This window comes from Pseudolysinimonas sp. (assembly GCF_031389465.1).
Classification (GTDB): domain Bacteria; phylum Actinomycetota; class Actinomycetes; order Actinomycetales; family Microbacteriaceae; genus Pseudolysinimonas_A.
In genome coordinates, this window is record NZ_JANMSQ010000308.1 from 1 (window position 1) to 10,855 (window position 10,855).

14 protein-coding genes are annotated in these 10,855 nt (G+C 69.6%); 9 read left to right on the forward strand and 5 right to left on the reverse strand.

The annotated features are described in order from the left end of the window. On the forward strand, positions 1-699 hold a 699-nt coding region (locus tag RMO30_RS11880), incomplete at its 5' end, for an alpha/beta hydrolase (protein ID WP_309713720.1). On the opposite strand, the gene RMO30_RS11885 is transcribed toward RMO30_RS11880, so the two are convergent. Next, on the reverse strand, positions 696-1,100 hold the full coding sequence (locus RMO30_RS11885; RefSeq protein ID WP_309713723.1) for a DUF4259 domain-containing protein: 405 nt from the start codon (positions 1,098-1,100) through the stop codon (positions 696-698). The genes RMO30_RS11880 and RMO30_RS11885 overlap by 4 nt on opposite strands. Positions 1,101-1,193: 93 nt before the next feature. Here RMO30_RS11885 and RMO30_RS11890 point away from each other — a divergent pair, with 93 nt between their 5' ends. Continuing rightward, entirely contained in the window at positions 1,194-1,853 is a 660-nt protein-coding gene (locus RMO30_RS11890; RefSeq protein ID WP_309713726.1) for a TetR/AcrR family transcriptional regulator, read from the forward strand. Here the strand turns inward: RMO30_RS11890 and RMO30_RS11895 are convergent. After that, on the reverse strand, positions 1,834-2,694 hold the full coding sequence (locus tag RMO30_RS11895) for a DNA-formamidopyrimidine glycosylase family protein (RefSeq protein WP_309713729.1): 861 nt from the start codon (positions 2,692-2,694) through the stop codon (positions 1,834-1,836). The genes RMO30_RS11890 and RMO30_RS11895 overlap by 20 nt on opposite strands. A gap of 34 nt (positions 2,695-2,728) precedes the next feature. On the opposite strand from RMO30_RS11895, the gene ddaH reads away from it, so the two are divergent. Next, a complete protein-coding gene (ddaH, locus tag RMO30_RS11900; protein WP_309713732.1) occupies positions 2,729-3,508 on the forward strand; it encodes a dimethylargininase in 780 nt (259 codons plus the stop codon). Here ddaH and RMO30_RS11905 read toward each other — a convergent pair. After that, positions 3,505-4,905 (reverse strand): RNB domain-containing ribonuclease, encoded by a 1,401-nt coding sequence (locus tag RMO30_RS11905; protein ID WP_309713735.1) that lies wholly within the window; start codon positions 4,903-4,905, stop codon positions 3,505-3,507. The genes ddaH and RMO30_RS11905 overlap by 4 nt on opposite strands. A 9-nt stretch (positions 4,906-4,914) precedes the next feature. Next, on the reverse strand, positions 4,915-5,790 hold the full coding sequence (locus tag RMO30_RS11910; RefSeq protein WP_309713738.1) for an A/G-specific adenine glycosylase: 876 nt from the start codon (positions 5,788-5,790) through the stop codon (positions 4,915-4,917). A 47-nt stretch (positions 5,791-5,837) separates the two neighbouring features. Between RMO30_RS11910 and RMO30_RS11915 the strand changes: the two genes are divergently transcribed. Next, the gene (locus tag RMO30_RS11915; protein WP_397427935.1) at positions 5,838-6,536 is read left to right on the forward strand and encodes a uridine kinase; all 699 of its coding nucleotides are present in this window, start codon (positions 5,838-5,840) and stop codon (positions 6,534-6,536) included. Here RMO30_RS11915 and RMO30_RS11920 read toward each other — a convergent pair. Beyond that, positions 6,517-7,524 (reverse strand): 2-dehydropantoate 2-reductase, encoded by a 1,008-nt coding sequence (locus tag RMO30_RS11920; protein WP_309713742.1) that lies wholly within the window; start codon positions 7,522-7,524, stop codon positions 6,517-6,519. The genes RMO30_RS11915 and RMO30_RS11920 overlap by 20 nt on opposite strands. 28 nt (positions 7,525-7,552) lie before the next feature. On the opposite strand from RMO30_RS11920, the gene truB reads away from it, so the two are divergent. From truB to RMO30_RS11945, 5 genes are all read left to right on the forward strand, one after another. Then, positions 7,553-8,458: a tRNA pseudouridine(55) synthase TruB gene (gene truB / locus RMO30_RS11925; RefSeq protein WP_309713746.1), complete on the forward strand. Its 906-nt coding sequence runs from the start codon at positions 7,553-7,555 to the stop codon at positions 8,456-8,458. Next, the gene (locus RMO30_RS11930; RefSeq protein ID WP_309713749.1) at positions 8,455-8,823 is read left to right on the forward strand and encodes a hypothetical protein; all 369 of its coding nucleotides are present in this window, start codon (positions 8,455-8,457) and stop codon (positions 8,821-8,823) included. The genes truB and RMO30_RS11930 overlap by 4 nt, the downstream gene beginning before the upstream one ends. A gap of 41 nt (positions 8,824-8,864) precedes the next feature. Then, positions 8,865-9,305 carry a hypothetical protein gene (locus RMO30_RS11935; RefSeq protein ID WP_309713750.1) on the forward strand — a complete coding sequence of 147 codons (441 nt, stop codon included), beginning with the start codon at positions 8,865-8,867 and terminating at the stop codon, positions 9,303-9,305. Next, positions 9,305-10,264 (forward strand): bifunctional riboflavin kinase/FAD synthetase, encoded by a 960-nt coding sequence (locus tag RMO30_RS11940; protein ID WP_309713753.1) that lies wholly within the window; start codon positions 9,305-9,307, stop codon positions 10,262-10,264. Before RMO30_RS11935 ends, RMO30_RS11940 begins: the two co-directional genes overlap by 1 nt. A gap of 42 nt (positions 10,265-10,306) precedes the next feature. After that, a partial coding sequence (locus tag RMO30_RS11945; protein ID WP_309713755.1) for a DNA primase occupies positions 10,307-10,855 on the forward strand: 549 nt, incomplete at its 3' end.

The window sequence follows — 10,855 nt, forward strand, 5'->3', positions numbered from 1 at the left end:
CGCATCGACCTCGTGCACGGCGCCTGGGTGGGCCCCTGGGAGTTTGAGCCCATCGTGCAGATTCTCAAAGGAGATGGCTGGGAGGTCGATGCGATCGATCTACCCTCGACCGGCAGCACCGAAGGATTGCTTGCGGATGCCGCCGCCGTTACCGCGGCGATCGAACGTGCCGACGGCCCCGTTGTGCTCGTTGGGCACTCGTACGGCGGGATACCCGTCACGGAGGCTGGCGACCACCCGTCCGTCGAACGCCTCGTCTACGTCGCCGCTTTCGCTGTCGATGCTGGGGAGAGCCTTCTCGACGTCATGGGCGGCACCCAGCCGGAGTGGTGGGGTGTCGCGGACGGTCAGATGACGATGGGCCGCACGCGCGACGAGCGGGTGGAGATGATCGCCGCCGACATGCCGCCGGGGGTTCCGCGTGAAGCGTCTGAACAGCTCGCCGACATGTTCCGCCCGCAATCGTTGGCGTCGGTCACGACTGCCGCCACTCAGGTTGCCTGGAAGACCCGCCCGGCGACCTACATCTTGACCGAGAACGACGCAGTGGTCCCGCCGTTCGTGCAAGAGTCGCTCGCCGCCCGCAGCGGGGCCGACGTCATCCGAGTTCCTCACGGGCACGCCCCGTTCCAGGAGGACCCGGTTGCCTTCGCCGCGTTGCTCGCACGCATTGCGACCACGCAGTCCGTCGCGAACTAGTCGCTCAGCCGGGTCTGCACTTCGGCGATCGCGGCGATGGCCGCATCCGACTCGCCCGAGCTGCGCCACAGCTCGAGCAGTTCGGAGTCGCCGGTGAGCACGAGGTGCACGGCGTAGCGCGCCCGGTCGCGCAACGCCTGGTCTTCGAGGATCGAGGGAGCGAGGCTGGCGAGGAGGGCGGTCGCTTCCTCGGGGAGCAGGTCGGCGCGACCGTCGTAGGCGGCGGCGATGATAGCGGCGGCGGCGATCGCGGTGCTCTCCGCCCACGCCTCCGGTCGCCCGGCGGCGTCGATCATCTGATCGAGCGCGTCGCGCAGGGCTTCCACTCCGCCCTCTTCGACCTCCCAGAGAAAGTCCATCGTCTCGTCGTTCTCGAAAACGCCCGCACCCCAGGTGCCCACAGTTCCTCCGATGTTCGTCGCGTTGAGTCTGCCGCACCCTGCTGACCAGGGAGGTCTTGCTTACGACGTAAGCGTAAGAGATAAGCTGGAGGAGTGAATCCGCGGCGTAGAGCCCAGCGGGCGGTTCTCTCCCGCGACCGGGTACTCGCCGCTGCCGTCGAACTCGCCGACGAGCACGGGCTCGACGCGGTGAGCATGCGCCGCGTCGGCGTATCGCTCGGGGTGGAGGCGATGTCGCTCTACCGGCACGTGCACAACAAAGACGACCTCCTCGACGGGATGGTGGATGACGTCATCGCCCGATTCCCCGCGCGTGACGAGGCGGTCGGGTGGCGCGAGTCGCTGCGCGGTCTCGTGCGGGGTGCACACAGTGTGCTTCTCGCGCATCCCTGGGCAGCCGGCCTGGCAACCAGCCGCCCCGCCGTCGGTCCGGCGCGCCTGCGGTTCGTCGACGCGGTGATCGGAACCCTGTTGGCCGGCGGATGCTCGCCTCAGCTCGCCCACGACGCGATGCACGCCGTGGAGGTGCACGTCTTCGCCTTCACTCTGCAGGAACTGCGACTGCAAGTCGGTCCGTCGGCGCACGGCTACCCGCTGGATGAGCTGCTTTCCGGGGCAGGCGCGGCGGCCTACCCGCACCTCGCGGCCACACTCGCGGTGGCCGAGCACGACCACGTCGCCGAGTTCGAGTTCGTGCTTGAACTGCTCATCGTCGGCATCGAGCGCGCCATCTCTACTTCAGTAGGCGGCTGAGAACTCGATCGGCGAGCGGTTTGCCGCCCGTCTGGCAGGTCGGGCAGTACTGGAAGGTCGAGTCGGAGTAGATCACTTGTCGGACGGTGTCGCCGCAGACGGGACATGCCTCGCCGTTGCGCGCATGCACGCGCAAGTTCGACTTCTTCTCGCCCTTGAGCTCCGATGCGGCGAGTCCCTCTGAGCGTGCGACCGCGTCGGCGAGCGTTGATCGCACCGCGGCGTAGAGCACCTTCACATCGTCGGGCGTCATGTTCGCGGGCTTGAACGGCGACATCTTCGCGACGTGCAGAATCTCGTCGGAGTACGCATTGCCGATCCCGGCGATCAGTCGCTGATCCCGCAGCACGCCTTTGATCTGCGAGCGCCCCGCGGCGGAGAGGATGCCGGCGAGCACCTCTTCGGTGAAGGTGTCGGCGAGCGGGTCGGGGCCGAGGGTCGCGACGCGTTCGACATCCTGGGGGTCGCGCACGACGTGGATCGCGAGGCTCTTCTTGGTGCCTGCCTCGGTGAGGTCGAATCCTGTGCCATCGTCGAGCACGAGTCGCGCCGCGAGAGGTCCCGCGCCGCGGCGACCTGTCGCCACCGGCGCCTTCTCCCGCCAGCGCAGCCAGCCGGCGCGAGCGAGGTGGATGACCAGGTGGAGTTCGCCTGCCTGGATGTCGAGGTACTTGCCGTACCGCTCGATTCCGCTGATCTGGAGGCCCTCAAGGGCCGACACGGGCGGGTCGTAGGTCTTCAGTGCCGCGAACGCGATGATGTCGAGCCGAGCGATCGGGCGGCCGACCAGGCGGGTGCGCAGGTCGCTCACCAGTGCGTGCACTTCGGGCAGCTCCGGCATGGGAACGAGTATGCCTCGTCGGTAGCCTGATCGGATGTCCCTGCTGCTCGTTCGTCGCCCGTCGCCGCTTCTTGCCGACGGCGAGCTGACCCACTTCGAGCGGGTGCCGGTGGATGCCGGGCTGGCACTCGAGCAATGGGGCGCCTACGTCGAGATATTCCGAGGCCGTGGCTGGGACGTGATCGAGGTCGACGCCGCTGACGAGCACCCGGACGGCGTGTTCGTCGAAGATGCCGTTGTCGTCTTCGACGACCTCGCGGTGCTCGCCTCGCCCGGGGCCGAGTCACGCCGCGGCGAGGTGGATTCGGCCGCGCGTGCGGTCGCCACGACCGGGCTTGAGGTCGCGCGGCTCGAGCCGCCCGCCCACCTCGACGGCGGCGACGTGTTGAAGATCGACCGCACCGCCTACGTCGGCCGCAGCACGCGCACCGACGACGCGGGTATCGACGCACTCCGCGGGCTGCTCGCGCCACGGGGCTGGCAGGTCGTCGTGGTGCCGGTGTCGAAGGTGCTGCATCTCAAGTCGGGCGTCACGGCTCTTCCCGACGGCACGGTGCTCGGCTTCGAGCCGCTCGTCGATGATCCTGGCGCCTTCGCGACGTTTCTGTCTGTCCCGGAGCCGGAGGGCGTCGCCGTCGTCGTGCTGGACTCGCAGAGCGTGCTGCTCTCGGCGTCGGCCCCCGAGACGGCTGGGATCCTGCGGGAGCGCGGGCTCGAGGTCGTGACGACGCCGATGAGCGAGTTCGAGAAGTTGGAGGGCTGCGTCACCTGCCTGTCCGTTCGCCTTCGCGGCCAGATGCTCTCGGTGCGCTAGACGACCCGAAACCGCACGGTACCGGTCGCGATGTCGGCAGCTTCGAGACGGACGCGCACTTCGGCCCCCGGCCGCAGCATCCCTTCGCATGAGGCCTCAACCGCCGGGTCTCCCAGTTGCACCGTGGCGTCCGTGATCGCAACGGCGTCGAACTCCTTACCGACGTGCGGCGCGAGCACCGCCGCTTCGACCGTGTCGAGCATGCGGCGGTCGAGGCGACCCGACAGGTTCGCCGACCTACCCATCGCCGCGGGCAGCGTAAGCAGCCCCTCCCGCACCCAGGTCGGGACGTCGACGCCCCCGGACACCGCGACGCACACCTCGAGCCCGAACCGGTCGACCAGCCGCCGGAGGGGAGCCGTGACGTGAGCGTAGGGTGCGCCGATCGCCGACTGCACGGTCTCGGCGGGAGCTTCGCCGTCGAACGGCAGGTAGGTCGCCCCGCGGAACAGCGAAGCTGCGGCATGCCGGATCGCGATCTGTCGCGGCTCGTCACTCGCAAGACGCCGCAGGTAATCCCCGTACCGCTCGTCGGCGCCCCAGGGCGTTCCCAGGGCGATCGTCTGCCGCCGGAACCGCTCGATAGCGTCCGGCTCGGCGGGCGGCATGGTGCGCAGGATGCCGATGCCTGCGTCGAGCATGATGCGAGCGGCCGCCATCCCGGTGAGCAGCGAGATCTGGGCGTTCCAGGTGGCGACGGGGAGCACCACGCGGCGCTCCAGCCGGTACTCGTGACGATCGCGCACGACGAGCATCTCGGGCGTCGCGAGGCTCGCCCCACCCCGCTCGCTCTCGCGGGCGACGCGTACCTCGCCGACGTCGCGCAGCATCCCGAGCATCGGATCGTCGCCGACCGCGGCCTGCGCCTCTTCGTAGGTCCACTGCCGTCGGCTTCGCACCCGCGCGCGGCGCACCCGCACCGACGTCTCGCGGCCTTCGGAGTCGAGCGCGAGCTCCCAGACGAACGCGCCGCGCTCGGCATCCGCCAGTAGTGAAGCGGCACCCTCGCTGATTGCTACCGGATGCAACGGGATACGACCGTCGGCCGCGTAGAGGGTCTGGCCCCTGTCGCGCGCCTCGACGTCGATCGCGCCGCCGGGGGTCACGAATCCGGGGAGGTCGGCGATCGCGTAGAACACCCGCCACCCCGCGCCGTCGCGCTCGATTGCGAGCGCCTGGTCGAGGTCGGTCGATCCGGCGGGGTCGATCGTCGCGAACGGGATGTCGGTCAGATCCAGATCGGGCAGCCGGTACGCCTCGACGGCGCGTGCCGCTTCGACTTCGACCTCGGGCGGGAACTCGGTCGGTAGCTCGAGTTCGGCGCGGATCGCCGCGAAGGCTGCGGCGAGTTCCGGTTGCGTGGCCTCCCGGGTGAGCTTCAGCGGGAGGGACGGCATCCGATCAGCCTACGGAAGCCTCAACTCCTCGCCGTCGCGCTTGACAAGCCCGTCACGCAGCAGGCCGTCGACGGCGCGCGTGAGCTGTTCGGCATCCGACCACAGCCCGGCGATCACCGCGGCGGGCACGGACGTGTGGCTCGCGCGCAGTTCACGCAGGACGAGCCCACGCACCTGCCGGTCGGAGCCCGCGTATCTCTTCTGCACCGCCGTGCGCGGCCCCTCGTACGCCGGGTATCCGGCCGCCCGCCAGGCGCACGACTCGACGAGAGGGCACTCCGCGCAGCGCGGCGACCGCGCCGTGCATACGGTCTGCCCGAGTTCCATCGTGCCGGCGTTGACCAGCCGGGCCCTCGCGGGATCGACGGGCAACAGAGCCTCCATCTCGGTGAGATCGGTCGCCGTGCCCGCCGGGCCCGCCTCACCCTGGCCGCGCACCGCTCGGGCGAGCACGCGACGCACGTTGGTGTCGACGACCGGAGTGCGGATGCCGTACGCGAAGGCCGCGACGGCACGCGCCGTGTACGGCCCGACTCCGGGCAGCGCGAGCAGGGAGTCGACATCCGCCGGCACGTCGTTGCCGTGCCGCTCGGCGATCATCGTTGCGGCAGTGTGGAGGGCGAGCGCCCGCCGCGGGTAGCCGAGGCGCTCCCAGGCGCGCACGGCCTCACCAGGCGGCACCTTCGCGAGGTCGGCGGGGGTGGGCCACCGGCTCAGCCAGCGCTCGAGGGCCGGGATGACGCGGGCTACGGGCGTCTGCTGCAGCATGAACTCGCTCACCAGGGTTCCCCAGGGCGTGAAACCCGGTCGCCGCCACGGCAGATCTCGATGCCCGGCCGCATACCAGTCGGCGATGCGCTCGCCGAGTGCGGTTCCGGGTCTCACATCAGCGAGGCTAGCTAGGCTGGCTCCGTGGTGATGTGCACGTGGTGATGTGGTCGAAAATCGCCCCCGCGCGGCGGGAGCTGCTCGAGTCGCTCGTGGCCGAGTACGCGCATCACTACGCGAAAGGCCGCACGACCCTCGCGATCGACGGTCCCGACGGCGCCGGTAAGACCCGGTTTGCCGACGACCTCGCCCTCGCGTTCGATCGAGCCGGCTTCGCGGTCTTCCGCGCGTCGGTCGATGACTTCCATCAGCCGCGCGAGCACCGCTACCGTGCCGGACGCTACTCGCCGGACGGCTACTACCGGGATGCCTTCAACTACTCGGTGCTGCGCCGCGCACTGATCGAGCCGTTCCGGATGGGCGGCAGCACAGGCTTCCAACTCGCGGGCTTCGACCGGGAACGCGACGTGCCCGTCGAATCCGCGTGGGTGACGGGTCCGGCCGACGCCATCCTCATCGTCGACGGGGTGTTCCTCAACCGCTTCGAACTGCGCGGGGCCTGGAACTTCTCGATCTGGCTCGACGCCGACCCGAAGGTGCGGCTCGGCCGCATGGTGGAGCACGACGGCGCGGATCCGAGCCCGAAAGCCGAGTCGAACCTTCGGTATTCCGAAGCCCAGCGGCTCTATGTGCGTGACGCGCACCCGAACACCACCGCGAGCGCGATCGTCGACAACACCGACCCCGATGCCCCGGTGCGACGCTTCGCCGACTACTGCTCGGTCAAGCCCGCCCCGCAGTAGAGACTCGTTCGGCGACCTCAGCGGGTGTCAAGAACTCCCCGGTGCGCTCGACTTCGTGCACCAGAGCGACGAGCGCCGCATTGATGGGGGCGTCGAACCCGTGCTCGCGCGCGACGCGAACGGCCGCCCCGTTGAGAAAGTCGATCTCGGTCAATTGCCCGCGCCGGATGCTCTGCAGCGTCGAACCCGGATTCGGCACGTCGCCCATTCGCCGGGCGAGCCGCCGCGGAAGCCACGCGGCGAACGCGAGCGGCCCGCGGCCGAGCCACGGCAGGATCCACCCCGGGATGCCCTGCAGACCGGTGAAGCGGATGCCGATGCGGTTGGCGATGCGCACCGTCTCACGCAGACTCGCGGCGAGGACCCGGAGCAGCGAAGCGTCGGCGACCGTCTGCTGCACCGAGAGCCCGGTGATCGCGGGCAGGGCGTTGACGTGGTTGATGAGCAGCTTCGTCCACTGGGCGCCTTCGAGGCTGTCGACCACCTCGATCGGGAGTGCCGGTCGCAGCAACTCGGCGAATCGGTCGACGATCGCGGGCGGGGTACCCGGCGCCCCGCCGATGACGAGGGGCAGCGCGGCCGTCACCGTGATGCGGCCGGGGGAGAGGTACGACGTCGCGAACAGTGCGAGCCCGCCGACGAGTGGCGACGATGGCAGCGCCTCGCCGCCGACTCGGATGCCGCCGAGTCCGTTCTGCGCGACCAGCAACGGCACCCCGTCGAGCAGCTCCACGTTCGCGGCGAGCGCGGCAGCCGCATCCTGCGCCTTCGTCGCGAGAATCGCAAGTTCGGGGCGCTCGGTGAGGGTCTCGTTCGCCGCGACCCGAGCAACGTGCGACCCGTAGCCGCCGTCGAGCACAATCCCGTCGGCCCGGATCGCGGCGAGGTGCTCGCCGCGGGCGGTCACCTCGACGTGGTTCCCCGCACGGTCGAGGAGGGCGGCGAGCAGCCCGCCGACGGCTCCCGCACCGATCACGGCCACACGCATACCGCGAGCCTACGGTTACCATGACACCGTGAACGCAGGCCCAACCACGGCGGGCAGCGGAGGCATCCTGCTTCTCGACAAGCCGCAGGGGCCGACGAGCCACGACCTGGTGGCTCGCACGCGGCGGTCGGTCGGCACCCGCAAAGTGGGCCACGCCGGCACCCTCGACCCGATGGCGACCGGGCTGATGATCCTCGGGGTCGACAGTTCGACCCGCCTGCTCACCTATCTCGTCGGTCTCGACAAGGAGTACACGGCCACGATCCGCCTCGGGCGCTCGACGACGACCGATGACGCCGACGGCGAGATCCTCGCCGAGGCCGACGCGAGCGGGGTGACTCCCGAGCAGATCGCCACCGCGGTGAGCGCCTTGACCGGCGAGATCTCCCAGGTGCCGAGCACATTCAGTGCGATCAAGGTCGACGGTCGGCGCTCGTACGACCGCGCTCGGGCGGGTGAGGATGTCGACCTCCCGGCGCGCCCCGTGACCGTCTCGGCCTTCGAGGTGCTGAGCAGCAACACCGAGGGTACGGTGCTCGATCTCGACGTGCGGGTCGCCGTCTCGTCGGGTACCTACGTGCGGGCTCTCGCGCGCGACCTCGGCAGCGCCCTCGGGGTCGGGGGTCATCTCACGGCGCTCCGACGAACCCGCGTCGGCCCTTTCGACATCGCCGAAGCGACCGACCCCGACGGCGACCTCGTGGCCGCTCTTCTCGCGCCGGCCGCAGTCGCGCGGCGGCTGTTCCCGGTGACCGAACTCGACGCCGACGCGGTCCTCGCGCTCAGCCAGGGCAAACGCGTCCCGGTGGCGGCGGACGACGCCCCGATCGTCGCGGCGCTCGGCCCCGGGGGGCAGCTGGTCGGGCTGGTGGCGGTGAACGCCGGGATATCTCGCGTGCTCGTCAACTTCCCCACCGCGGAGGTGGTGTCGTGATCGACGGGTTCACTCTTGTGTTGATCGGAGTCGCGACGCTCGCCGGCGTGCTGTGCGTCGTACTCGGCCTCGTCGGTCGCAAGCCGGCCGACCTGACGATCCTCGCGGTCGCCCTCGTCGAGGTTCTGTTGCTCGTACAGGTCGTGATCTCGCTCGTCGCACCGGCCGTCGGCAACCACCCGACCGGCAACCTGGCCGAGTTCTGGGTCTACCTGGCGACGGCGTGCCTCATGCCGCCGGCCGCAATCGCCTGGGCTCTCACCGACCGGTCGCGCTGGAGCACGGTCGTGCTCGGCGTCGGGGCGCTCGCGATCGCCGTGATGGCATACCGGATGAACCAGATCTGGACCGTCCAGCTAGCCTGAGCATCCAGCTTGCGTGACCCGCTGGCCTTATCCTGAAACGGATGTCCACCCGACGCCCCGCCGCTCTCGCCGGTCCCGGCCGCATCCTCGTCGCCGTCTACGCCGTACTCGCGATCGCCGCGACCGGACGTAGCGTGTTCCAGATCGTCGACCGCTTCGCCGAGGCGCCGATTGCGTTCTCCCTGTCGGCACTCGCCGCAGTCGTCTACCTCCTCGCGACGCTCGCGCTCGCGCTGCGTTGGGATGCCGTCGCCTGGGCGACGATCGGGTTCGAGCTCGTCGGCGTTCTGGTGATTGGCACGCTGAGCGTCGCAGCCCCGGCCGTTCTCGGTCTCGACAGCATCGATCCGTTCGGGCGCGAGGCCACCGTGTGGAGTGCCTACGGCGCCGGATACCTGTGCGTTCCGCTCGTGCTGCCGGTCATCGGTCTGCTGTACCTGTGGCGCGGGCGCCGCGCTGTCGCCGTCGAGAGCGCGCACTGATGCTGCTGATCGAGAACCTCGACGATGTGCCCGCGGGGTTCGGCCCGAGCGCCGTCACGGTCGGAAAGTTTGACGGCGTGCACCTCGGACACCGCGGCGTGCTCGCCCAACTGACCTCCCTTGCCGCCGACCGAGGACTTCAGCCCGTCGTGGTGACGTTCGACCGGCATCCGTTCGCGCTGTTGCGGCCCGACGAATGCCCGGAGTCACTGGTCTCGAACGACCAGCGGGCTGCCCTCCTTGCCGAGACCGACGTGTCGGCGACCCTCATGCTCGAGTTCACGCGTGAGGTGAGCGATCTCGAGCCGGTCGAGTTTTCCGAACGCATCCTGCACGACGCGCTCGATACCCGGCTGGTGTTGCTGGGCGCCGACTTCCGTTTCGGGCACCGCGGCGCGGGCCGGATCGACTCGATGCGAGAACACGGGAAGCTGTACGGCTTCGAGGTCGTGCTGCTCGAGGACGTGCTCGTGGGCGGCGATCGGGTGTCGTCGACGAAGATCCGCGAACACCTGGCGGCGGGCGAGGTGCGAGAGGCCGCAGCGCTGCTGGGCCGGTACCCACGGGTGCGGTCGACCGTCGTGCACGGCGACGCGATCGGACGCGAGATCGGCTTCCCGACGGCGAACCTCGATCCTGCGATGGAAGGGTTTCTGCCCGGAGACGGCGTCTACGCGGCGTGGGCCTGGGTCGACGGCGCGCGATACGGCGCAGCCGTTTCGATCGGCAACAACCCGACCTTCGATAGCATCCCGGCGCGGCGCACCGAGGCGCACCTGATCGACACTTCAGTCGACGCCTACGGCAAGTCGATCGAGCTCGACTTCGTCGAGTACATCCGGCCGATGGTGAAGTTCGACGGGGTGCCGACGCTCGTCGCGGCGCTGACCGCCGACGTTGAGCGCATCCGGGCCCTGCTTGCGGATGAAGCTAGCCTCGCCGTCGAAAACCCTGGGTAGAGTGCCGGGCGCGCCCGGTGTATCGAAACATAGGATCACTCCATGGCCGGGCTGATTCGTCGAAGCGACATCGACGAAGTCCGGTCGCGTACCAACATCGCCGATATCGTCGGCGACTTTGTGACGTTGAAGAGCGCCGGCGTCGGCTCGATGAAGGGCCTGTGCCCGTTCCACGAGGAGCGCAGCCCGAGCTTCCACGTGCGGCCCCAGGTGGGGCTCTACCACTGCTTCGGCTGCAACGAGGGCGGCGACGTCTTCTCGTTCCTGCAGAAGATGGACCATGTTTCGTTCGCCGAAGCCGTCGAACGGCTCGCGGGGCGGCTCGGCTACGAACTGCACTACGAGGATGGCGGCCAGGCGAGCGACCACGGCAACCGGGCCCGACTGCTCGCCGCGAACGCCGCGGCCGAGAAGTTCTTCCAGGCGCAACTGGCGACCCCGGCGGCGCAGATCGGCCGCGACTTTCTCGGAACACGCGGCTTCGACGCTGCTGCAGCGCAGCACTTCGGTATCGGTTTTGCCCCGAAGTCATTCAACGCACTCGGGGACGCCCTCAAGAAGCAGGGCTTCACGGCCGACGAGCTCACCGCG

What these genes read in the sequence shown, in the direction of transcription:
- RMO30_RS11905 (WP_309713735.1), bottom strand. Translation starts at nt 4,905, where the DNA reads ATGCCGTCCCTCCCGCTGAAGCTCACCCGGGAGGCCACGCAACCGGAA.
- RMO30_RS11895 (WP_309713729.1), bottom strand. Translation starts at nt 2,694, where the DNA reads ATGCCGGAGCTGCCCGAAGTGCACGCACTGGTGAGCGACCTGCGCACC.
- RMO30_RS11915 (WP_397427935.1), top strand. Translation starts at nt 5,838, where the DNA reads ATGTGGTCGAAAATCGCCCCCGCGCGGCGGGAGCTGCTCGAGTCGCTC.
- RMO30_RS11935 (WP_309713750.1), top strand. Translation starts at nt 8,865, where the DNA reads ATGTCCACCCGACGCCCCGCCGCTCTCGCCGGTCCCGGCCGCATCCTC.
- RMO30_RS11920 (WP_309713742.1), bottom strand. Translation starts at nt 7,524, where the DNA reads ATGCGTGTGGCCGTGATCGGTGCGGGAGCCGTCGGCGGGCTGCTCGCC.
- RMO30_RS11940 (WP_309713753.1), top strand. Translation starts at nt 9,305, where the DNA reads ATGCTGCTGATCGAGAACCTCGACGATGTGCCCGCGGGGTTCGGCCCG.
- ddaH (WP_309713732.1), top strand. Translation starts at nt 2,729, where the DNA reads ATGTCCCTGCTGCTCGTTCGTCGCCCGTCGCCGCTTCTTGCCGACGGC.